The sequence below is a fragment of the Pseudomonas arvensis genome, assembly GCF_056688935.1.
The window spans coordinates 449,760-471,562 of the sequence record NZ_CP162038.1; the positions used below are offsets into that span (position 1 = coordinate 449,760).

Annotated in this window: 16 protein-coding genes and 2 pseudogenes; 9 read left to right on the forward strand and 9 right to left on the reverse strand. The window is 61.6% G+C overall.

Annotated elements, in window-relative coordinates:
• Positions 1–32: 32 nt before the first annotated feature.
• The 8 genes and pseudogenes from AB3G88_RS02025 to AB3G88_RS02060 form a co-directional block, all read left to right on the forward strand.
• Positions 33–1,289: pseudogene (locus AB3G88_RS02025) on the forward strand (type IV pilus secretin PilQ); the annotation flags it as partial.
• A gap of 4 nt (positions 1,290–1,293) precedes the next feature.
• Complete coding sequence (gene aroK / locus AB3G88_RS02030; protein WP_010213757.1) at positions 1,294–1,812, forward strand: shikimate kinase AroK; 519 nt, start codon at positions 1,294–1,296, stop codon at positions 1,810–1,812.
• Positions 1,813–1,937: 125 nt separating this feature from the next.
• Complete coding sequence (aroB, locus tag AB3G88_RS02035; protein ID WP_112193059.1) at positions 1,938–3,038, forward strand: 3-dehydroquinate synthase; 1,101 nt, start codon at positions 1,938–1,940, stop codon at positions 3,036–3,038.
• 10 nt (positions 3,039–3,048) lie between these two features.
• Positions 3,049–4,611 (forward strand): SPOR domain-containing protein, encoded by a 1,563-nt coding sequence (locus tag AB3G88_RS02040; protein WP_099583785.1) that lies wholly within the window; start codon positions 3,049–3,051, stop codon positions 4,609–4,611.
• Between the two features lie 353 nt (positions 4,612–4,964).
• Positions 4,965–9,410, forward strand: a complete 4,446-nt coding sequence (gene gltB / locus AB3G88_RS02045) for a glutamate synthase large subunit (protein ID WP_480453003.1) — start codon at positions 4,965–4,967, stop codon at positions 9,408–9,410.
• A 32-nt stretch (positions 9,411–9,442) separates the two neighbouring features.
• Entirely contained in the window at positions 9,443–10,861 is a 1,419-nt protein-coding gene (locus tag AB3G88_RS02050) for a glutamate synthase small subunit GltD family protein (RefSeq protein ID WP_016979195.1), read from the forward strand.
• A gap of 245 nt (positions 10,862–11,106) precedes the next feature.
• A complete protein-coding gene (gene hemE, locus AB3G88_RS02055) occupies positions 11,107–12,174 on the forward strand; it encodes a uroporphyrinogen decarboxylase (protein WP_112193061.1) in 1,068 nt (355 codons plus the stop codon).
• A gap of 195 nt (positions 12,175–12,369) precedes the next feature.
• Positions 12,370–12,858, forward strand: a pseudogene (locus AB3G88_RS02060) (cytochrome b/b6 domain-containing protein); the annotation flags it as partial.
• 32 nt (positions 12,859–12,890) lie between these two features.
• Here AB3G88_RS02060 and AB3G88_RS02065 read toward each other — a convergent pair.
• Positions 12,891–14,111, reverse strand: coding sequence for an MFS transporter (locus AB3G88_RS02065; RefSeq protein WP_244653867.1), 1,221 nt, complete (start codon positions 14,109–14,111; stop codon positions 12,891–12,893).
• Positions 14,112–14,283: 172 nt separating this feature from the next.
• Between AB3G88_RS02065 and AB3G88_RS02070 the strand changes: the two genes are divergently transcribed.
• Positions 14,284–15,177 carry a LysR family transcriptional regulator gene (locus AB3G88_RS02070; RefSeq protein WP_099583775.1) on the forward strand — a complete coding sequence of 298 codons (894 nt, stop codon included), beginning with the start codon at positions 14,284–14,286 and terminating at the stop codon, positions 15,175–15,177.
• A 95-nt stretch (positions 15,178–15,272) separates the two neighbouring features.
• On the opposite strand, the gene AB3G88_RS02075 is transcribed toward AB3G88_RS02070, so the two are convergent.
• From AB3G88_RS02075 to AB3G88_RS02110, 8 genes are read right to left on the reverse strand one after another with little or no spacing between them, the layout of a single operon-like run.
• Positions 15,273–15,719 (reverse strand): hypothetical protein, encoded by a 447-nt coding sequence (locus tag AB3G88_RS02075; protein ID WP_099583774.1) that lies wholly within the window; start codon positions 15,717–15,719, stop codon positions 15,273–15,275.
• A gap of 26 nt (positions 15,720–15,745) precedes the next feature.
• The gene (locus AB3G88_RS02080; protein ID WP_480453007.1) at positions 15,746–16,972 is read right to left on the reverse strand and encodes a beta-ketoacyl-ACP synthase; all 1,227 of its coding nucleotides are present in this window, start codon (positions 16,970–16,972) and stop codon (positions 15,746–15,748) included.
• Positions 16,972–17,700 (reverse strand): 3-oxoacyl-ACP reductase FabG, encoded by a 729-nt coding sequence (gene fabG / locus AB3G88_RS02085; protein WP_480453009.1) that lies wholly within the window; start codon positions 17,698–17,700, stop codon positions 16,972–16,974. Before fabG ends, AB3G88_RS02080 begins: the two co-directional genes overlap by 1 nt.
• A complete protein-coding gene (locus tag AB3G88_RS02090) occupies positions 17,697–18,158 on the reverse strand; it encodes a hotdog family protein (protein ID WP_480453010.1) in 462 nt (153 codons plus the stop codon). Before AB3G88_RS02090 ends, fabG begins: the two co-directional genes overlap by 4 nt.
• On the reverse strand, positions 18,155–19,321 hold the full coding sequence (locus AB3G88_RS02095) for a beta-ketoacyl-[acyl-carrier-protein] synthase family protein (protein ID WP_158879065.1): 1,167 nt from the start codon (positions 19,319–19,321) through the stop codon (positions 18,155–18,157). Before AB3G88_RS02095 ends, AB3G88_RS02090 begins: the two co-directional genes overlap by 4 nt.
• On the reverse strand, positions 19,318–19,800 hold the full coding sequence (locus tag AB3G88_RS02100; protein WP_099583767.1) for a hypothetical protein: 483 nt from the start codon (positions 19,798–19,800) through the stop codon (positions 19,318–19,320). Before AB3G88_RS02100 ends, AB3G88_RS02095 begins: the two co-directional genes overlap by 4 nt.
• Positions 19,797–20,531, reverse strand: coding sequence for a class I SAM-dependent methyltransferase (locus tag AB3G88_RS02105; protein ID WP_099583765.1), 735 nt, complete (start codon positions 20,529–20,531; stop codon positions 19,797–19,799). The genes AB3G88_RS02100 and AB3G88_RS02105 overlap by 4 nt, the downstream gene beginning before the upstream one ends.
• Positions 20,528–21,775: an NAD(P)/FAD-dependent oxidoreductase gene (locus AB3G88_RS02110; protein ID WP_150676092.1), complete on the reverse strand. Its 1,248-nt coding sequence runs from the start codon at positions 21,773–21,775 to the stop codon at positions 20,528–20,530. Before AB3G88_RS02110 ends, AB3G88_RS02105 begins: the two co-directional genes overlap by 4 nt.
• Between the last annotated feature and the right edge of the window lie 28 nt (positions 21,776–21,803).

Below are 21,803 nucleotides of genomic sequence, written 5' to 3' on the forward strand. Positions count from 1 at the left end.
AGCTACCGCCCCCCGGCAATGCGCTGTCGGGTGCCTATACAGGTGACAAGCTGAGTCTCAACTTCCAGGACATCGGCCTGCGCGCTGTATTGCAGCAAATCGCAGACGTGGCAGGCCTCAATCTGGTGGCCAGCGACGACGTGCAAGGCTCCATCACCCTGCGCCTCAGGGACGTGCCTTGGGATCAGGCATTGGATCTGGTGCTGCAAACCAAAGGCTTGGACAAGCGCATAAAGGCCGGCGTCCTGCTGGTGGCGCCCGCTGAGGAACTGGCTGCTCGTGAACTGCTGACGCTGGAGTCGCGTAAGCAGATGGCCGACCTGGCGCCGCTGCGCCGTGAGTTGTTGCAGGTCAACTACGCCAAGGCGTCAGACCTGGCCAAGCTTTTCCAGTCGGTGAGCGGCTTTGAAGGCACGACGGATGAGCGCGGTTCAGTCGCCGTGGATGACCGCACCAATAACATCATTGCCTACCAGACCGGTGAGCGGCTGGAAGAGCTAAGGCGGATCGTCGCGCAATTGGACATCCCGGTGCGCCAGGTGATGATCGAGGCGCGGATTGTCGAGGCCAATGTCGATTACGACAAAAGCCTGGGTGCGCGCTGGGGCGGGCGACTCAATCGAGGCAATTGGGCTGCCGGAGGTATCCAGAAGCCTCTTCCGGACGGAGCCCAAGCCCCGGAAAATCCGCCCAGCTCGCCGTTTGTAGATCTGGGCTCGCTCACGGGTACCTCAGGTCTTGGTATCGCGTATATCACCGACAACCTGCTACTGGACCTGGAGCTGACCGCCATGGAGAAAACCGGTAATGGCGAAATCGTCTCGCAGCCCAAGGTGGTCACCTCCGACAAGGAAACCGCACGCATTTTGAAGGGCACCGAAATTCCCTACCAGGAATCCACCTCCCAGGGTGCTACGTCAGTGTCGTTCAAGGAGGCCTCCCTGTCATTGGAGGTCACCCCGCAAATCACCCCCGATGATCACGTGATCATGGTGGTCAAGGTCACCAAGGATGAGCCCGACTACCTCAACAAACTCAACGACGTACCGCCGATCAAGAAAAACGAGGTCAACGCCAAGGTGCTGGTCAAGGATGGCGAGACCATCGTCATTGGCGGGGTTTTCTCCAATACCCAAAGCAAAGTGGTAGATAAAGTGCCATTTTTGGGCGATGTGCCGTATCTTGGCCGCCTTTTCCGGCGCGATGTGGTGGCGGATAAAAAATCCGAGCTGCTGGTATTCCTGACTCCGCGTATTATGAATAACCAGGCGATTGCTGTGAGTCGTTGATTCTGTGCGAAATTTGATTCTTGTAGGACCGATGGGGGCTGGAAAAAGCACCATCGGCCGTTTGCTGGCCAAAGAGCTGCGCCTGCCATTCAAAGATTCCGACAAGGAAATTGAATTGCGCACGGGTGCCAATATCCCATGGATCTTCGATAAGGAAGGCGAGTTGGGCTTTCGTGACCGTGAGCAGGCGATGATCGCCGAGCTTTGCGGCTGCGATGGCGTGGTATTGGCCACCGGCGGTGGCGCGGTGATGCGCGATGAAAACCGTCGTGCGCTGCATGCCGGTGGTCGGGTGGTCTATCTGCATGCGTCGGTTGAGCAGCAGGTGGGCCGCACCGCTCGTGATCGCAACCGCCCGTTGCTGCGCACGGCCAACCCGGAAAAAACCTTGCGCGACCTGCTCACGCTCCGCGATCCGCTGTATCGGGAAATCGCCGATCTGGTGGTGGAAACCGATGAGCGGCCTCCGCGGATGGTGGTCCTCGACATTCTTGAGCGCCTGCAACGGCTGCCACCCCGTTAAAGACAAGCTCGAAATGCGCTATTCTCGGCGGCGCGCTATCACCCTGCAGGGTGTGGCGTAGAGCCATCAGGCGGTGTCGGATCTCGACGCTGCCGATCGTCAACACATCTTCAACGCGGGGACACATGCAGACACTTAAGGTCGATCTAGGCGAGCGCAGCTACCCGATCCATATTGGCGAAGGTCTGCTGGACCAGCCCGAGTTGCTCGCACCGCATATTGCCGGGCGGCAAGTGGCGATCATCTCCAACGAAACGGTCGCGCCGCTGTATCTTGAGCGTCTGAGCCGCAGCCTGGCGGCGTACTCAGTGATCTCCGTGATTCTGCCCGACGGCGAAGCCCATAAGAACTGGGAAACCCTGCAACTGATTTTTGATGGCCTGCTCACCGCACGCCATGATCGCCGCACCACCGTCATTGCCCTGGGCGGCGGTGTGATCGGCGACATGGCGGGCTTTGCAGCAGCCTGCTACCAGCGTGGTGTGGACTTCATCCAGGTGCCGACCACCCTGTTGTCCCAGGTCGATTCCTCGGTGGGCGGCAAGACCGGCATCAATCACCCGCTGGGCAAGAATATGGTCGGCGCGTTCTACCAGCCCCAGGCCGTACTGATCGACACCGCGACCCTCAACACCTTGCCGCCGCGCGAGCTGTCTGCGGGCCTCGCGGAAGTCATCAAGTACGGGCTGATCTGCGATGAGCCGTTCCTGACCTGGCTGGAAGAACACGTGGACGCCCTGCGCGGCCTCGACCAGGTCGCACTGACCGAAGCGATTTCCCGCTCCTGCGCCGCCAAGGCGTTGGTGGTCAATGCTGACGAACGGGAGTCCGGTGTACGGGCTACCCTGAACCTGGGCCATACCTTCGGCCATGCGATCGAAACGCACATGGGCTATGGTGTGTGGTTGCATGGTGAAGCCGTAGCGGCTGGCACGGTAATGGCACTTGAGATGTCGCAACGCCTGGGCTGGATCAGCGCCCAGGAGCGTGATCGCGGTATCCGCCTGTTCCAGCGCGCCGGCCTGCCGGTGATTCCGCCTGAGGAAATGACCGAGGCGGACTTCCTCGAACATATGGCGATAGACAAGAAAGTGATCGACGGTCGACTGCGACTGGTACTGCTGCGCCACATGGGTGAAGCGGTGGTGACCGACGATTATCCGAAAGAGATTTTACAGGCCACGCTGGGAGCGGATTACCGCGCCCTGGCCCAGCTTAAAGGTTAATAAGATCCCGATGACTAGTTTGCATGCCGACGAGGCGTTCCTCGGCCATTACCACTTAAGCCACGACCCTTTTGCTCCGCGGGTGCCTGGTTTCAAATTCTTTCCGGCCCAGCGCAAGCCGGTGCTCGGGCAACTGCACCACCTCGCACGCTACAGCCAGTTGCTGTTGGTTGTAACCGGCCCGTTGGGTAGCGGCAAAACCTTGCTGCGCCAAGCCCTGGTTGCCAGTACCAACAAGCAATCGGTGCAAAGTGTGGTGGTGTCGGCCCGTGGCAACGGCGATGCGGCCGGCGTGCTGCGCCAGGTTGCACAGTCCCTGGACGTGTCCACTGCCGAACCGAGCGCGATCCTCAAGCAGATCGTGCAACTGGGCCTCACCGGCCAGGAAGTCTACCTGCTGGTGGATGATGCCGAGCAGCTCGACGAATCCGCCCTGGAAGCGCTGTTGGCGCTGGCGGCTGGTACGCCGGAAGGTCGTCCCCATGTGTTCCTGTTCGGTGAGTCGTCGCTGATCGCCGATCTGGAGCAGATCAGCGGTGATCAGGAGCTGTTCCACGTCATCGAATTGCAGCCGTACGAAGAAGAGGAAACCCGCGAATACCTGGCTCAACGCCTCGAAGGCGCCGGGGCCGGTATCGAACTTTTCACGGCAAATCAGATCTCTGATATTCACGAAAGCTCCGACGGCTGGCCTGGCACCATCAACCAGGTTGCCCGCGATGCAATGATCGAAGCCATGATTGCCAGCCGCTCCGCGGTCAAGCGTCCAAAGATGGGGTTCACTATGCCTAAGAAGCACGTACTGGCGATTTCTGCCGTTGTCGTGGTCGCTGTTGCTGCCGCCTGGTTGATCCCGGGTCGCAACAAGGCGCCGACCACCGCCAGCGCGCCAACCGAACAGGCGCAGTTGCCACTGGGCAAGCCTACGCCGAATGTCGAGTTCGCCAACTCCGGCCAACCGACCAACCTGCCAATGGTGGGTCAGCCCGTGATGCGCGGCCCGCTCGCCGAAGAGGCCGGTGGGATCTCCGAAGGCGACGACGGCGTACCGGTAGAGGGCTCCAGCGCCACACCACCGACCGTCACGACCACCGCGCCACCTGCGGGCGTGCCAGCGGGTCAGCCTGCCACCAAGCCAGCCGCCGTGCCGACACCGGCGCCAACCATCGCGACTGCCAAGCCTGCACCTGTCACCAAGCCCGTAGCGCCCGCTCCGGCAGCCAAGCCTGCGCCCGTGACCAAGCCTGTGGAAAAACCTGCCACCGTCGCCAAGGCAGGCGCCGCCGGCAGCAGCTGGTACGCCAGCCAGCCGACCGGCAACTTCGTGGTGCAGATCCTCGGCACCAGCTCCGAAGCCAACGCCCAGGCGTTCGTGAAAGAGCAGGGCGGCGAGTACCGTTATTTCAAGAAAGTGCTCAACGGCAAGCCTCTCTACGTGATCACCTACGGCAACTTCGCAAGCCGTGCCGCAGCTGATTCTGCGATCAAAACCTTGCCAGCGAAGGTTCAGGCTGGTAAACCTTGGCCTCGCACTGTTGCCAGCGTTCAACAAGAACTCGCAACAACTCGCTGAAGATCCGGCGGCCTTACCCAGGCCGCCCTCCCGGCACCTCAAAATTAAAACCGCAAGTGCGTGCTGCCCTCAAGGCCGCGCGCTTTGTGGTGTCTGCGTCACAGTGGCTTTTGAGTCGTAGCGGTCAGAATTAAAAAAGTTTTGACTAGCACAGCATATCGCTTTAAACCTTTCATAAATGCGACATAGATTTGCGACATTTCGTCGCTAAATTTGTGAGCGTCTGTGTCGGTGTGTACAATGACCTCCCTTTTGCCCCCGCTAAGCCGGCGTACGTTCGGCGTGGAAGGTAACCGGTTGAATTGAAAAGAAATTTGCCTCGGTATAAGAGGCAGCCTGGTGAGAAAGTGTCTATGAAAGCAGGTCTGTACCAACCCGATGAATTCAAGGATAACTGCGGTTTCGGCCTGATAGCCCACATGCAGGGCGAGCCCAGCCATACCCTTTTGCAAACGGCCATCGAGGCCCTGACCTGCATGACCCACCGCGGTGGGATCAACGCTGACGGCAAGACCGGTGACGGTTGCGGCTTGCTGATTCAAAAGCCGGACCAATTCCTGCGCGCTGTCGCCAAAGAGCATTTTGCGGTCGAACTGCCCAAGCAGTACGCCGTGGGCATGGTGTTTTTCAACCAGGACCCGGTCAAAGCCGAAGCTGCTCGCGAGAACATGAACCGCGAGATTGCCGCTGCCGGACTGCAGCTTGTCGGCTGGCGCAAAGTGCCCATCGACACCAGCGTGCTCGGCCGCCTGGCCCTGGAGCGCCTGCCGCAGATCGAACAAGTGTTCATCGCAGGTGACGGCCTGAGCGACCAGGACATGGCGATCAAGCTGTTCACGTCCCGTCGCCGCTCGTCGGTGCTTAACGCCGCCGATACCGACCACTACATCTGCAGCTTTTCCCACAAGACCATCATTTATAAAGGCCTGATGATGCCGGCGGACTTGACCGCCTTCTATCCAGACCTGAGCGATGAGCGCCTGCAAACCGCGATCTGCGTGTTCCACCAGCGCTTCTCCACCAACACCCTGCCGAAATGGCCGCTGGCCCAGCCGTTCCGCTTCCTCGCCCACAACGGCGAGATCAACACCATCACCGGCAACCGCAACTGGGCCGTGGCCCGTCGCACCAAGTTCGCCAATGACCTGATGGACCTGGAAGAACTCGGCCCGCTGGTCAACCGCGTTGGTTCCGACTCCTCCAGCATGGACAACATGCTCGAACTGATGGTCACCGGCGGCATCGACCTGTTCCGTGGCGTGCGCATGATCATTCCGCCTGCGTGGCAGAACGTCGAAACCATGGACCCGGACCTGCGTGCATTCTACGAGTACAACTCGATGCACATGGAGCCGTGGGACGGCCCCGCCGGCGTGGTCATGACCGACGGCCGCTACGCGGTATGCCTGCTCGACCGTAACGGTCTGCGCCCGGCGCGTTGGGTCACCACCACCAACGGCTTCATCACCCTCGCGTCGGAAATTGGCGTGTGGAACTACAAGCCGCAAGACGTCATTGCCAAAGGCCGCGTAGGCCCTGGCCAGATCCTGGCCGTGGACACCGAAACCGGGCAGATCCTCGACACCGACGCCATCGACAACCGCTTGAAGTCCCGTCACCCGTACAAGCAATGGCTGCGCAAGAACGCCCTGCGCATCCAGGCGACCATGGAAGACAACGACCACGGTTCGGCTTTCTACGACGTCGACCAGCTCAAGCAGTACATGAAGATGTACCAGGTCACGTTCGAAGAGCGCGACCAGGTGCTGCGTCCACTCGGCGAGCAAGGCTACGAGGCGGTCGGTTCCATGGGCGATGACACGCCGATGGCCGTGCTGTCCCAGCGCGTGCGCACGCCGTACGACTATTTCCGCCAGCAGTTCGCCCAGGTGACCAACCCACCGATCGACCCGCTGCGCGAAGCCATCGTGATGTCCCTGGAAGTGTGCCTCGGTGCCGAGCGCAACATCTTCCAGGAATCGCCTGAGCATGCCTCCCGCGTGATCCTCAGCTCGCCTGTGATTTCGCCGGCCAAGTGGCGTTCGTTGATGACCCTGGATCGCCCGGGCTTCGACCGCCAGATCATCGACCTGAACTACGACGAGAGCCTCGGCCTTGAAGCCGCTGTGCGCAACGTCGCCGATCAGGCCGAAGAAGCCGTGCGCGCCGGTCGTACCCAGATCGTGCTGACCGACCGCCATATCGCGCCGGGCAAGCTGCCGATCCACGCTTCACTGGCCACCGGTGCAGTGCACCACCGGCTGACCGAAAAAGGCCTGCGCTGCGACTCCAACATCCTCGTCGAAACCGCCACCGCCCGCGACCCGCATCACTTCGCGGTGTTGATCGGTTTCGGCGCCTCGGCGGTGTACCCGTTCCTGGCTTACGAAGTGCTGGGCGACCTGATCCGTACCGGTGAAGTACTGGGCGACCTCTATGAGGTGTTCAAGAACTACCGTAAAGGCATCACCAAAGGCCTGCTGAAGATCCTGTCGAAGATGGGCATCTCCACCGTCACGTCTTATCGCGGCGCTCAATTGTTCGAAGCCATCGGCCTGTCCGAAGAAGTCTGCGACCTGAGCTTCCGTGGCGTGCCAAGCCGCATCAAGGGTGCGCGTTTCGTCGACATCGAAGCCGAACAGAAAGCCCTGGCAGCCGAAGCCTGGAGCGCGCGCAAGCCGATCCAGCAAGGCGGCCTGCTAAAGTTCGTGCACGGTGGCGAATACCACGCGTACAACCCGGACGTGGTCAGCACCCTGCAAGCCGCCGTGCAGCAGGGCGACTACGCCAAGTTCAAGGAATACACCTCGCTGGTGGATAACCGCCCGGTGTCGATGATTCGCGACCTGTTCAAGGTGAAGACCCTGGACACGCCGATGGACATCAGTGAAGTCGAGCCGCTGGAATCGATCCTCAAGCGTTTCGACTCCGCCGGTATCTCCCTGGGCGCCTTGTCGCCTGAGGCGCACGAAGCCCTGGCCGAAGCCATGAACCGCCTGGGTGCGCGTTCCAACTCCGGCGAAGGCGGCGAAGACCCGGCGCGCTACGGTACTATCAAGAGCTCGAAAATCAAGCAAGTGGCCACTGGTCGTTTCGGTGTGACCCCGGAATACCTGGTTAACGCCGAAGTGCTGCAGATCAAGGTTGCCCAGGGCGCCAAGCCCGGTGAAGGCGGGCAACTGCCGGGCGGCAAGGTCAACGGTCTGATCGCCAAGCTGCGTTACGCAGTGCCAGGCGTGACCCTGATTTCGCCACCGCCGCACCACGACATCTATTCGATTGAAGACTTGTCGCAGCTGATTTTCGACCTCAAGCAAGTCAACCCGAAGGCCCTGGTCTCGGTGAAACTGGTAGCGGAAGCCGGCGTGGGCACCATTGCCGCCGGTGTGGCCAAGGCCTATGCCGACCTGATCACCATCTCCGGCTACGACGGCGGTACCGGCGCATCGCCGCTGACCTCGATCAAGTACGCCGGCGCGCCATGGGAACTCGGCCTGGCCGAAACCCACCAGACCCTGCGTGGCAACGACCTGCGCGGCAAGGTCCGTGTCCAGACCGACGGCGGCCTGAAAACCGGTCTCGATGTGATCAAGGCTGCAATCCTCGGCGCTGAAAGCTTCGGCTTCGGCACTGCACCGATGATTGCCCTGGGTTGCAAATACCTGCGCATCTGCCACCTGAACAACTGCGCCACCGGCGTCGCTACGCAGAACGAGAAACTGCGCAAGGATCACTACATCGGCACCGTCGACATGGTGGTGAATTTCTTCACCTACGTCGCCGAAGAGACCCGTGAGTGGCTGGCCAAGCTGGGCGTGCGTTCGCTGGAAGAGCTGATCGGGCGTACCGACCTGCTGGAAATCCTGCAGGGCCAGACCGCCAAGCAGCACCACTTGGACCTGACGCCGTTGTTGGGCAGCGATCACATTCCGGCCGATAAACCGCAGTTCTGCGGCGTAGAGCGCAACCCGCCGTTCGATAAAGGCCTGCTTGCCGAGAAGATGGTCGACATGGCCGGTTCCTCGATCAGCGACGCCAGCGGTGGCGAGTTCGCCCTGGACATCTGCAACTGCGACCGTTCCATCGGCGCACGCATCTCCGGCGAAATCGCACGCAAGCACGGCAACCAAGGGATGGCTAAAGCGCCGATCACCTTCCGCTTCAAGGGCACTGCGGGTCAGAGCTTTGGCGTGTGGAACGCAGGCGGCCTGCACATGTACCTGGAAGGCGACGCCAACGACTACGTAGGCAAGGGCATGACCGGCGGTAAGCTGGTGATCGTTCCTCCAAAAGGCAGCGTCTACAAGAGTCAGGAAAGTGCCATCATCGGCAACACCTGCCTGTACGGCGCAACGGGTGGCAAGCTGTTCGCCGCCGGGACTGCCGGTGAGCGTTTCGCCGTGCGTAACTCCGGTGCCCACACCGTGGTGGAAGGCACAGGCGATCACTGCTGCGAGTACATGACCGGTGGCTTTGTCGCGGTATTGGGCAAGACCGGTTACAACTTCGGTTCGGGCATGACCGGCGGTTTCGCCTACGTGCTCGACCAGGACAACACCTTCGTCGACAAGGTCAACCACGAGTTGGTCGAGATCCAGCGGATCAGCGGCGAAGCCATGGAGTCCTACCGGAACCACTTGCAGCACGTGCTGGACGAGTACGTTGAGGAAACCGGCAGCGAATGGGGTCGTAACCTCGCCGAAAACCTCGATGATTACCTGCGTCGTTTCTGGCTGGTCAAGCCCAAGGCTGCCAACCTGAAATCGTTGCTTTCCAGCATCCGTGCCAATCCGCAGTGATATGCGCCTGAAGAGTTTGATGAGGTTTTAACATGGCTGAACGTCTGAATAACGACTTCCAGTTCATCGATGTCGGGCGCAAAGATCCGAAGAAGAAACTGTTGCGTCAACGCAAGAAAGAGTTCGTGGAAATCTACGAACCCTTCAAACCCCAGCACTCGGCCGACCAGGCCCACCGCTGCCTGGGGTGCGGTAACCCGTATTGCGAATGGAAGTGCCCGGTGCACAACTTCATTCCCAACTGGCTGAAATTGGTGGCCGAGGGCAACATCCTCGCCGCCGCCGAGCTGTCGCACCAGACCAACACCCTGCCGGAAGTGTGCGGCCGGGTGTGCCCGCAGGACCGTCTGTGCGAGGGCGCGTGTACCCTTAACGACGGTTTCGGCGCGGTGACCATCGGTTCGGTGGAGAAGTACATCACTGACACCGCCTTCGCCATGGGCTGGCGTCCGGACATGTCCAAGGTCAAGCCGACCGGCAAGCGCGTCGCCATCATCGGTGCGGGTCCGGCGGGCCTGGGCTGTGCCGACGTACTGGTGCGTGGCGGCGTGACTCCGGTGGTGTTCGACAAGAACCCGGAAATCGGTGGCCTGCTGACCTTCGGTATCCCGGAGTTCAAGCTGGAAAAAACCGTGCTGAGCCACCGTCGTGAAGTCTTCACCGGCATGGGTATCGAGTTCCGCCTCAATACCGAAATCGGCAAAGACATCACCATGGAGCAACTGCTCGAAGAATACGATGCCGTGTTCATGGGCATGGGCACCTACACCTACATGAAGGGCGGCTTTGCCGGTGAAGACCTGCCGGGCGTGTATGACGCGCTCGATTTCCTGATCGCCAACGTCAACCGCAACCTGGGCTTTGAAAAGTCGCCGGAAGATTTTGTCGACATGAAAGGCAAGAAGGTCGTGGTGCTGGGCGGTGGTGACACCGCGATGGACTGCAACCGTACCTCGATCCGCCAGGGCGCCAAGTCGGTGACCTGTGCCTATCGTCGTGACGAAGCCAACATGCCCGGTTCGCGCAAAGAGGTGAAGAACGCCAAGGAAGAAGGCGTGAAATTCCTCTATAACCGCCAGCCGATCGCGATCGTCGGTGAAGACCGCGTCGAAGGTGTGAAAGTGGTCGAGACCCGTCTCGGCGAGCCGGACGCCCGTGGCCGTCGCAGCCCCGAGCCGATCCCTGGTTCCGAAGAGATCATCCCGGCCGACGCCGTGGTCATCGCCTTCGGGTTCCGCCCAAGCCCGGCGCCGTGGTTCGAGCAGTTCCAGATCCAGACCGACAGCCAGGGCCGCGTTGTGGCCCCGGAACAAGGCCAGTACAAGCATCAGACCAGTAACCCGAAAATCTTCGCCGGTGGCGATATGGTGCGCGGCTCTGACCTGGTGGTAACCGCGATCTTCGAAGGTCGCAACGCCGCCGAAGGCATCTTGGACTACCTGCAAGTCTGACCCCGATCCCAGGTTGAAATGGGATCAAAGTGTGGGAGGGGGCTTGCCCCCGATAGCGGTGGTTCAGTCACCAGATTCATTGACTGACACACCGCGATCGGGGGCAAGCCCCCTCCCACATTTGTTTTTCCGGTGTGTTCAAGACACCGCGACAAATTGACCCGATAGACAAAAGGCACGGCGCATTCCGTGCCTTTTGCGTCTGGCTCTGAGAAAATGCCCGCACTTTTTTTGCGGATGCCGACATGACTGCCCTCAAGAACGACCGTTTCCTTCGTGCCCTGCTCAAGCAACCTGTAGACGTCACCCCTGTGTGGATGATGCGTCAAGCCGGTCGCTACCTGCCGGAATACCGCGCCAGTCGCGCTCAAGCCGGCGATTTCATGAGCCTGTGCATGAATCCGGAGTTCGCCTGCGAAGTCACGATGCAGCCGCTGGACCGCTACCCACAACTGGATGCGGCCATCCTCTTCTCCGATATCCTGACCATCCCCGACGCCATGGGCCAAGGCCTGTACTTCGAGACAGGCGAAGGCCCGCGCTTCAAGAAAGTCGTCAGTACCCTGGCCGACATCGAAGCGTTGCCGATCCCGGATCCACACAAAGACCTCGGCTACGTGATGGACGCCGTGAGCACCATCCGCCGTGAGCTGAACGGCCGCGTGCCGCTGATCGGCTTCTCCGGCAGCCCATGGACCCTGGCCACCTATATGGTCGAAGGCGGCTCGTCGAAAGACTTCCGCAAGACCAAGGCCATGCTCTACGACAATCCGCAAGCCATGCACCTGCTGCTGGACAAGCTGGCACAGTCCGTCACCTCGTACCTCAATGGCCAGATCATGGCCGGTGCGCAAGCGGTACAGATTTTCGATACCTGGGGGGGCAACCTGTCGGCGGCGGCGTACCAGGAGTTCTCCCTGGCCTATATGCGCAAAATCGTCAGCGGCCTGATCCGCGAACACGAAGGTCGCAAAGTGCCGGTGATCATGTTCACCAAAGGCGGCGGCCTATGGCTGGAAAGCATCGCCGACGCCGGTGCCGATGCATTGGGCCTGGACTGGACCTGCGACCTGGGCGAAGCCCGCCAGCGCGTGGGCAACCGCGTCGCGCTGCAAGGCAACATGGACCCGACCGTGCTGTACGCCAAGCCGGAAGCGATCCGCGCCGAAGTCGGTCGCATCCTGGCCAGCTATGGCAAAGGTACCGGGCACGTGTTCAACCTCGGCCATGGCATTACGCCGGAAGTGAACCCGGAGCATGCCGGCGCGTTCCTGCGAGCGGTGCATGAACTGTCCGCGCAATACCACGAGTAAGCTTCCCTCCTGAAAAACGAGCCCCGTTTTGCCTGGCAAAGCGGGGCTCGTTGCGTTTCAGCGTTCGTTAAGCCCGGTCTTGGTAATTTGAGTTGCTTGGGATTTTTCCTACAGCCTCGGTAACTCGTCTCGGTAAAAATCCTACCCGACGCTTCCACCCGCCAGCCACTGGCGATAATTGTCAGGTGATTTCAGATGACTACCGTTTCCTACTCAACACGCCAGAAGTTGCTGCACTGGATCTCGGCCGTCGTCATTTTGTGGGCGTTGTTGTCGGGTTTCTTCGTGGCCGTGTTTACGGTGCCCGCGCCGGTCAAGGCATGGGTCGGCTTTTTCAATGTGTCGTTGACTACCCTCTACATCCCTGTCTTCGCCTTGCGGGTCTATTGTTCGTTTTCCCATGGCCTGGATTTCTCCATCAAGCGCTCACCGCAGGAATACATCGCGTTGTTGGTCCACAAGGCCATGTACCTGGTGTTGGCAGTGGTGTTGGCCACAGGGGTGCTGATGATGGATCGGCCGATCAATATCTTTAACCTGGTCTCCATCATGCCGTTCGACAGCGACCCGGCACGCATTGCCTGGTACACCCGCGTGCATGTGTTGTCTTGCGTGGGGTTGTTGTTGATGTTGGTCATGCATATTGGTGCTGTAGTCATGCATGAGCGCCGGGGTAAACGGGTGATGGCGCGGATGTCGTTCAAGGCGCCGGTTCTTCAAGCGGCGGCCAACGGCGGCAACTTCGCCAGCCTCAACGCCACCAGCAACGCGCCAATCAACAGCGCCACGATAAACGCACCAATACCGTTCCACCCGGCAAGGTGCCAGAAGAATCCACCCGTAGTGCCCGCGACGCTGGAGCCAGCGTAATAGCAAAACAGGTACAACGACGACGCCTGTCCCTTGGCCTTGGTCGCACGGCGGCCGATCCAGCTGCTGGCCACCGAGTGGGCGCCGAAGAAGCCGAAGGTGAAGATCAGCATGCCCGGCACCACCAGCCACAGTGGGGAGAACAGGGTCAGCAGCATGCCGCAGAGCATCAGCACAATCGTGGCCCACAGCACGCGACGGCGGCCAAGGCGGTCGGCCAGGGAGCCGATTTTCGCCGAGCTGTAGATGCCCGACAGGTACACCAACGACAGCAGGCCGACCACGGCCTGGCTGAGGTCGTACGGGGCGGCCAGCAGGCGATAGCCGATGTAGTTGAACATCGTCACAAATGCGCCCATCAACAGGAAGGCTTCCAGGAACAGCCACGGCAGGCCCGCGTCCTTGAAGTGCATGACAAAGCCGTCCACCAGGCTGCGCGGTTTTAGGCTGCTGGCGCGGAAGTTGCGCGATTCGGGGAGGATTTTCCAGAACACCGTGGCCGCGATCAGCGCCAGGGCGCCGATAATCAGCATCGCGGTGTGCCAGCTGACGAAGTCGATCAACACGCCGATGATCAGGCGACCGCTCATGCCGCCGATGGCATTGCCGCCGATGTACAGGCCCATGGCCAGGCCAATGTGTTGTGGGTGGATCTCTTCGCTCAGGTAGGTCATCGCCACGGCGGCCAGGCCGCTGAGTGACAGCCCCACCAGCGCACGCATCAGCAGAATCCCTTCCCAGCTCGGCATCAGGCCGCTGGCAATTGTGGCCAGCGCCGCACAGAACAGCGCAGCGACCATCACCGGTTTACGCCCCAGGGTGTCGGAAATCGGCCCGGTGATCAGTAGACCCAACGCCAGCATCGCAGTGGACACCGACAGAATCAGACTGCTTTGCGCAGCGTTGATGGAAAACTCGTGGGACAGCGCCGGCATCATCGGCTGCACGCAGTACAGCAGGGCAAACGTGGCAAAGCCGCCAGAGAACAGCGCCAGCACTGTGCGCATGAACATAGGCGTGCCTTTTTCGATGAACACGTCATTGAGCTGAGCCACCACCTCATCCAGTGCGGTAGGCGGGACGTCTTGAGCGAGTGGCGCGACAGCAGATTTCACGGGGACCTCGGGGGGCAAAAGCCTGTCAGGGCTGGCAATGCAAAAAAGAATATAGCTGGCTAATGATTCTTTCCAATATATTGTTCGACCTGTTTGATAGCTTTTACGACCTAATGGGGTTTGCATGGAATTGCGTCATCTGCGGTACTTCATCGCCGTCGCCGAAGAGTTGCACTTTGGCCGCGCCGCGCAGGTGCTGGGCATCTCGCAACCGCCACTGAGCCAGCAGATCCAGGCGCTGGAGCAGGAGGTGGGGGCGCGGTTGTTCGAGCGTACCAATCGTCGGGTTGAACTGAGTGAGGCGGGGCGCCTGTTTCTGCACGAAGCACGGTTGGTGCTGGCCCAAGTGGATAAGGCGTCGGATGTAGCGCGGCGCGCACAGTTGGGTGAGTTGGGGGAGCTGAAGATTGGCTTCACCTCGTCCGCGCCGTTCAACGCCAGTATTCCCCAGGCGATCTTTGCGTTTCGCCAGGCGTTCCCGGCGGTGCACCTGAACCTTCAGGAAATGAGCAGCACCGAAGTGGCTGAGTCGCTGGTGGATGAGTCGATCCAGGTGGGGCTGATGCGGCCATTGCCGCTGCCGGATTCGTTGAGCGTGATCGAGCTGATGCGCGAACCGTTGGTCGCAGTCTTGAGCGCCGGTCACCCGCTGGTGGACGGCAGCGAGCGAGGCTTGCATCTGGCGCAATTGGCTGACGAGCCTTTTGTGTTTTTCCCACGTAGCTATGGGAGCGGTCTGTATGCCCAACTGCTTAACCTGTGCCGCGACGCTGGCTTCAGCCCGCACTTCGCCCAGGAAGCAGGAGAGGCGATGACCATCATCGGCCTGGTGGCGGCGGGGCTGGGGGTGTCGGTGTTGCCGGCGTCTTATCAGCGCATCCGCATTGACGGCGTGGTGTATCGCACTTTGCTGGATCCCGAGGCGGTGACCTCGGTATGGCTGGTACAGCGCAAGGGCGCGCAGACGCCGATGGCGAAGGCGTTTGTGGAGTTGTTGACGCGTAAGGCCGCCCAATAAAAACGCCGCGCTCTGTCAGCCAGAATGCGGCGCCTGATCTGAGGGCTGCTACGCAGCCCATCGCGGGCAAGCACGCTCACCACAGAATCTCGGTTTTACTTGGTGGTGCCCGTCTGCTCAAACAACTGTGCCGCCGAGCCCTGCTCAGCACTCACGCCATTGCTGCGCAAGCCGGCCATGATGTCGCTGTCCAGGTTGTTCACCCAGCGGTTGTAGTTGCGATGGATCTTGCCGTCCTTGTAGCCCAGGTCGCGGCTGTCACGGTAGGTGATGGCGTAGCTGTTGCGGGTGTAGCGGATGTCGATGGCGGCGTAGTACTGGTTACGCACGGTGATTTCGGCCTGCACCAGTTGCGGGCTCAGGCGCTGCACCGTCCACTCGCGTTTTTGCAGGGCGTTGACGATCACCGCCTTCATTTTTTCTTCACTGACCTGGGCGTTGACCGGCAGGTCATGCTGGGTGTTGAGCACCGGTTTGTTGGTGCAGCCAGCCGTGGTCAACAGGGCCAGGGTGATCAGGGTGGCGCGTAGCAAGGAAGACATTCCGTATTCTCCAATCGATTTAAAATTCAGGACCAGCGGCGGAAGATCAGCGACGTATTCACGCCGCCAAAAGCAAAGTTGTTGTTCATCACGTAATCGTGGTGCATCTCGCGGAATTCACCTTGCAGGTAATCCAGTTCGCCGCATTGCGGGTCGACGGACTCCAGGTTGAAGGTGTGCACGTATTGGTTGCGGTTCATCATCTCGATGCTGAACCACGACTCCAGCGCCCCGCACGCCCCGAGGGTGTGGCCGAGGAAGCTTTTCTGCGAGCTGATAGGCATGCGCTTGCCGAACAGGCTGCTGGTGGCCAGGGTCTCGGCGATATCGCCTTGATCGGTGGCGGTGCCGTGGCCGTTGACGTAGCCAATCGCGTCGGGTGTCAGCCCGGCATCTTCCAGGGCCAGTTCCATGGCGCGGCGCATGGTTTTCTGTTCGGGGCGGGTGGTGTGCTGGCCGTCGGCGTTGCTGCCAAAGCCGACCAGTTCGGCATGAATATGTGCACCCCGCGCCAGGGCGTGTTCCAACTCTTCCAGCACCAACATGCCGCCGCCTTCGCCGATCACCAGGCCATCGCGACCGCTGTCGTAGGGACGTGGGCTGGTTTGCGGGGCGTCGTTTTTCAGGCTGGTGGCGTAAAGTGCGTCGAACACCATGGCTTCGGTAGGGCACAGCTCCTCGGCGCCGCCGGCGAGCATCAACGGCAGGCGGCCGAACTTGATCGCCTCGTAGGCATAACCGATGCCCTGGCTGCCGCTGGTGCAGGCACTGGACGTGGGGATCAGCCGCCCGGTCAGGCCAAAAAAGATGCTGATATTCGCCGCCGTGGTGTGCGGCATCATCCGCACATACGAGTTGGCATTCAGCCCCTCGGCCACCGAGTTCAGCAGCATATTGCCGAAGGCCTTGATCTCATCGGTGCTGCCGGTGGACGAACCACAGGCCACGCCCATGCGCCCGTCCTTGATCGACTCATCACCGAGCAACCCGGCGTCCTGCAATGCCTGCTCCGCCGCCCACACCGCCAGGCGCGAGACGCGGCCCATGCTGCGCAGTTGTTTGCGGGTCCAATGGGCTGGCACCACGAAATCATCGATGGGCCCGGCCAGGCGCGTGTTCAGTTCGATAAAGCGGTCCCACTCGTCCATGCGCCGGATACCGCTGCGGTTGGCGCGAAAGTTGGCCGAGATGGTCGCCCAATCGCCGCCCAGGGAGGTCATGCCGGCCATGCCAGTGACGACTACACGTTTCATCAGCACAGGCCTCCATTCACGGCCAACACCTGGCGGGTGATATAGCCGGCTTCGGCCGACATCAGGAAATTCACCGCACCGGCGACTTCTTCCGGCGTGCCCATGCGCTGTGCCGGGATCATTTTCATCAGTTCTTCCACCGGTACGTTCTCGTCCAGCATCGCAGTGTCGATCAGCCCAGGCGCGACGCAGTTGACGGTGATCTTGCGCTTGCCCAGTTCGATCGCCAGGGCCTTGGCCGCGCCGATCAGGCCGGCTTTCGAGGCGCTGTAGTTGACCTGGCCGCGATTGCCGATCAGCCCCGACACCGAGGTAATGCACACGATACGCCCGGCGGCGCGACGGCGAATCATCGGCATCATCACCGGGTGCAGCACGTTGTAGAAACCATCCAGGTTGGTGCGCATCACCACGTCCCAGTCGTCTTCCGACAGGGCCGGAAACGCACCGTCACGGGTCAGCCCGGCGTTGAGCACCACGCCGTAGTAGGCGCCATATTGCTCGACGTCCGCCTCAAGGATCTGCTTGCAGGTCGCACGATCCGCCACGTCGAATTGCAGCACCCGTGCTGTGCGGCCAAGGGCCTGGATTTCGACCTGCACCGCGTCGGCTTCGGCACGGCCGCTGCGGCAATGCAGCACGATGTCATGCCCGGCCTGGGCCAGGCGCAGGGCAATGGCGCGGCCGATGCCACGGCTGGAGCCGGTGACCAGTACGGATTCAGTCATGGCGTTTCGTCCTTCGATTCATCTAAATAAGTGGCCGCCTGGGGCGGTCGAAATACGTTCAAGCGGGCGCTGGCCTGGATACCGTCACCGGTCAGGTGGCATTCGAACACACCCATGCCGTTGTCGTCTTCCAGAGAGCGCAGGCCGTGGATGGTCAGCTCGGCGCCTGCCGGGAAGTGTTCCACGTTGCACTCGAACTTACGTGTGCCGAGCAGGAAGCCCAGCTCCACCGCGTCGCCTTTCTGGCGCGCACGGCAACCGGCGTAGGCGGCAACGCTCTGCGCCATCAGCTCGATGCCGACCCAGGCTGGCAGGCTACCGTCAGGGCGGTTGAACAGGCCGCCAGGCTTGACGGTGGTGCGGGTGTGGATCTGCTCTTCATCGAACGACAGCACCTGGTCGATCAGGATCATGTCGCCCGCGTGGGGCAGCAGGTCGGCGAGTGGCCAAGCGGTCATGGAGCCTCTCCGATAATCAGGCTGACGTTGTTGCCGCCGAAGGCGAACGAGTTACTCATCAGGCAGGGTTTTTCCAGGGTTTCGCCGCTGCGCGCCCATTGCAGGGCAGGCAACGTGGGGTCGGCCTGGCCGTCCCACACGTGGGGTGGGACGCGGCCGTGGGTCAGGCTCAGCCAGCAAAACGCGGCTTCCAGTGCGCCGGCTGCGCCGAGTGTGTGGCCGCTCATGGGCTTGGTGGATGAGCAGGCCACGCCGTCGGGGAACAGGCTGGCGACGGCCAGGCTTTCCATCGCGTCGTTGTGCTGGGTGGCGGTGCCATGCAGGTTCAGGTAGCCGATCTGCTCGGGCGCCAGTTTTGCACTGGCCAGCGCTTTGCGCATCGCCTGCAATGCGCCTTTGCCGGTAGGCTCGGGCGCAGAAATATGGTGGGCGTCGCAACTGGCGCCACTGCCCAGCAGGGCGATGGGCGCAGGCGCTTTACTCATCACAAACAGCACCGCTGCTTCGCCGATATTGATGCCGTTGCGGTTCGCCGAAAACGGATTGCAGCGCTCGTTCGACACGGCTTCCAGCGCGCTGAACCCATTGAGGGTCAGCTTGCACAGGCTGTCCACACCGCCGCAGATCACCGCATCGCACATCCCCAGGTCGAGCAAGCGCTGGGCGCTCATCAGGGCGCGGGCGCTGGAGGTGCAGGCGGTGGATATCACATAGGCCGGGCCGCTCAGTTGCAGCCAGTCGGCGAGGAAGTTCGCCGGGGCGCTGAGTTCCTGTTGCTGGTAGTCGTAGTCGCAGGGGAAGTGCTTGTCGCGCAGGTACAGGGCGATGCCGCGGCTGGCTTCGTCGATGCCCGAGGTGCTGGTGCCCAGCACAATGCCGACCCGCGAAGCGCCGTAGGTGTGGATCGCCTGGCGGATCTCGTCCTCGATTTGCAACGCCGCTTCCAGCAACAGTTGGTTATTGCGGCTGCTCTGCTGGCCGAGTTCCACTGGGATGGTCGCCAATTCGCCCCGCACACTGCCTACCGGCAGCACGCGCTCGGGCACCCAGCCGTTTTCGGCGCACATGCCTGAGCAGTCACCGGCAAACAGGTTGCGACTGACCTGCGCTTGACCCCGGCCAAGGGCGCAAATCACGCCAAGGGCGTTGAGGTAGGCGGTCATTGGGCGGCACCGAGCGGTGTGATGCGGTAGCTCATGGGTTGGCCGGTCATGTTCACGCTGAAGACTTCTGACGACTGGTAGACGATCTGCCAATGCCCCGGCAGGGTCCGTGTGAGGTCCCTCGCCTGGGCGCTCGGATACAGCGCGCGCACGTCGTCCGCCGAGGTCAGGGCGAACAGCAGGGCGGCGAACAGCTCTCGCGCCTGGGGATTGGGCGGCAGCAAGCCATCGGCCTGCCAGGCGCCATCGATCAGTTTTTGCCGGGCCTGGGGAATGCCCAGCGGGTCCATCATCGACCAGCGGATGGCGCCGCCTTCGCGCTGGATCACCAGCAACCAGTCCTGGCTCTGGCCGTCGGCCTGGCGCTGCACATGCAGTTGCATCGGCAACGCGAGCGCGGGCGTTTTTTCCGGCAGCGGCGGCTGGCTGGCGCAGGCGCTCAGCAGCAACAGGCAGCCGATCAACAGGCTGCGCATCATGGTGCGGCACTCGCCAGGGGCTTGCGCGCCACGCAGTTGACCAGGGTTTCTTCGCGCTGGCCCACTGGCGGCGGATTCCGCAGGCCCCAGCGTTCCAGCAGGCCGAAGTCGCTGGAACGGCTCCACCACAAGTACGGGTAAGAAACGTTCTGCGGGCCGAACTCAAAGCCCTGCTCGCGGAGCATCTGCAGGTATTCTTCGGCGCTTTTCTGCACGTGCATGGGGTGACGGAACAGCCAGCGGATCACCCACGTATCGATATAAGCCTCGGTGGATTCGGCAAACAGCAGGTAGCCCCCCGGCTTTAGCACCCGGTAAAACTCTTTGAGTGCGCGATGCTGTTCGACCAGATGATGGAAGGTCTGGTGGCAGAACAGGATATCGACGCTTTCGTCCGGCACATCGAGGGTCGCGCAGTCGCTGCCGATCAGCTCGATGGCCAGGCCCTGGCGTGCGGCTTCAGCCTTGCTCAATGCCAGGCTGTGGGGGTCGGCATCCAGGCCGATCAGGCGCTCGGGGGCGAACACCTGCTGCAAGTACCGGAACGACTTGCCCTGGCCGCAACCGGCGTCCAGCAATACCGGCGCCTCGGGCAGCGGGTCGCTGAACAGGCTGCGCAGGTCGTTGATTGCCACGCGCAGCACATGGTGCTGCCAGGTGTGGCTGCGCAGGAACCAGAAGCCGAATTTGGTTTCTTCGACGTAGTTTTTACTCAGGTATTGAGTGCTCATACCGGCTCACTCGCGCAAATCTCCGACAACATCCGCAACCGTCGCTTGGGTTCGCTGACAAACGGGTTGCGCTCGTCCCACGCGTAGCCGGCGAGGATCGCGCTGATCATGCGGCGAATTTCCGGCGAACTTTCGGGGTGGAAAATCACATCCTGGAACGTCCCCGCGTACCAGCCTTCGACGTAGCAGCGGAAGGTGTCGACCCCGCGCTTGAGCGGCGCGGCAAACTCGGTTTGCCAGTCTACGGTTTCGCCCTTGAGCTGACGGTCCAATAGGCCGGCCGCCATGCTGGCCGAGCGCATGGCAATGGTCACGCCGGAGGAAAACACCGGGTCGAGGAATTCCGCCGCATTGCCCAGCAGCGCAAAGCCCGGGCCGTGCAGGGTTTTGACGTTGGCCGAGTAGCCGCCGATGGTGCGCGCCGGCGTGTCCCACACCGCGTTGTGCAACACGCCGGACAGGCTTGGGGTTTCGTCGATAAAGCCGCGCAGGCAGGCATCGAGGTCGGCGTCGCGGCCGTCGAAATGCTCCTTGGCCGCGACCACACCCACCGAGCACCGGCCGTTGCTGAACGGGATCGTCCAGAACCAGATATCGCGCTGGGTTGGATGAGTGGTCACCAGGATCTTGGTACGGTCGAAACCTGGGTGTTCGATGCGGTCTTCAACGTGGGTGAACACCGCCTGGCGCACCGGGAAATTCGACGGCGCTTCCAGGTCCAGCAGGCGCGGCAGCACGCGGCCGTAGCCGCTGGCATCGAGCACGAACCTGGCTTTGAGGTGGTACTCGCTGCCGTTCTCGCGGCGTACATGCAGGTAGCGGCTATCGCCTGCGAAATCCACGCCGACGATGGTCTCGCCGTAGCGGATCTCCACCCCCTGCAACGCTGCCTGGTCCGCCAGCAGCTTGTCGAACTCGCCGCGCTGCACCTGGAAGGTGGTCGGTTTGCCGTTGCTGAAGGTGTCACTGAAATCAAAAGCGCTGTAGCGCTCGCCCCAGGCGAACGCGGCACCGGTTTTTACCTGGAAGCCGGCGGCCTGCACGGCGTCGAGCATGCCGGCTTCTTCGATAAAGTCGATGCAGTGGGACAGCAGGCTTTCGCCGATCGAGAACCGTGGGAAATACTGGCGCTCGATGATCAATACATCATGCCCTTTGCGCTTGAGCAGCGCGGCGGCGATAGCGCCGGACGGGCCGGCGCCAATCACTACAACCTGGCGACGTTCCATTTCAACTGTGGGCACGAGGGCTCCTTGCCGCTTTGGCGATAAT

What these genes read in the sequence shown, in the direction of transcription:
- hemE (WP_112193061.1), top strand. Translation starts at nt 11,107, where the DNA reads ATGACTGCCCTCAAGAACGACCGTTTCCTTCGTGCCCTGCTCAAGCAA.
- AB3G88_RS02080 (WP_480453007.1), bottom strand. Translation starts at nt 16,972, where the DNA reads ATGAAACGTGTAGTCGTCACTGGCATGGCCGGCATGACCTCCCTGGGC.
- AB3G88_RS02040 (WP_099583785.1), top strand. Translation starts at nt 3,049, where the DNA reads ATGACTAGTTTGCATGCCGACGAGGCGTTCCTCGGCCATTACCACTTA.
- AB3G88_RS02105 (WP_099583765.1), bottom strand. Translation starts at nt 20,531, where the DNA reads ATGAGCACTCAATACCTGAGTAAAAACTACGTCGAAGAAACCAAATTC.
- AB3G88_RS02075 (WP_099583774.1), bottom strand. Translation starts at nt 15,719, where the DNA reads ATGTCTTCCTTGCTACGCGCCACCCTGATCACCCTGGCCCTGTTGACC.
- AB3G88_RS02090 (WP_480453010.1), bottom strand. Translation starts at nt 18,158, where the DNA reads ATGACCGCTTGGCCACTCGCCGACCTGCTGCCCCACGCGGGCGACATG.
- AB3G88_RS02070 (WP_099583775.1), top strand. Translation starts at nt 14,284, where the DNA reads ATGGAATTGCGTCATCTGCGGTACTTCATCGCCGTCGCCGAAGAGTTG.
- aroB (WP_112193059.1), top strand. Translation starts at nt 1,938, where the DNA reads ATGCAGACACTTAAGGTCGATCTAGGCGAGCGCAGCTACCCGATCCAT.
- AB3G88_RS02050 (WP_016979195.1), top strand. Translation starts at nt 9,443, where the DNA reads ATGGCTGAACGTCTGAATAACGACTTCCAGTTCATCGATGTCGGGCGC.
- AB3G88_RS02100 (WP_099583767.1), bottom strand. Translation starts at nt 19,800, where the DNA reads ATGATGCGCAGCCTGTTGATCGGCTGCCTGTTGCTGCTGAGCGCCTGC.
- AB3G88_RS02095 (WP_158879065.1), bottom strand. Translation starts at nt 19,321, where the DNA reads ATGACCGCCTACCTCAACGCCCTTGGCGTGATTTGCGCCCTTGGCCGG.
- gltB (WP_480453003.1), top strand. Translation starts at nt 4,965, where the DNA reads ATGAAAGCAGGTCTGTACCAACCCGATGAATTCAAGGATAACTGCGGT.
- fabG (WP_480453009.1), bottom strand. Translation starts at nt 17,700, where the DNA reads ATGACTGAATCCGTACTGGTCACCGGCTCCAGCCGTGGCATCGGCCGC.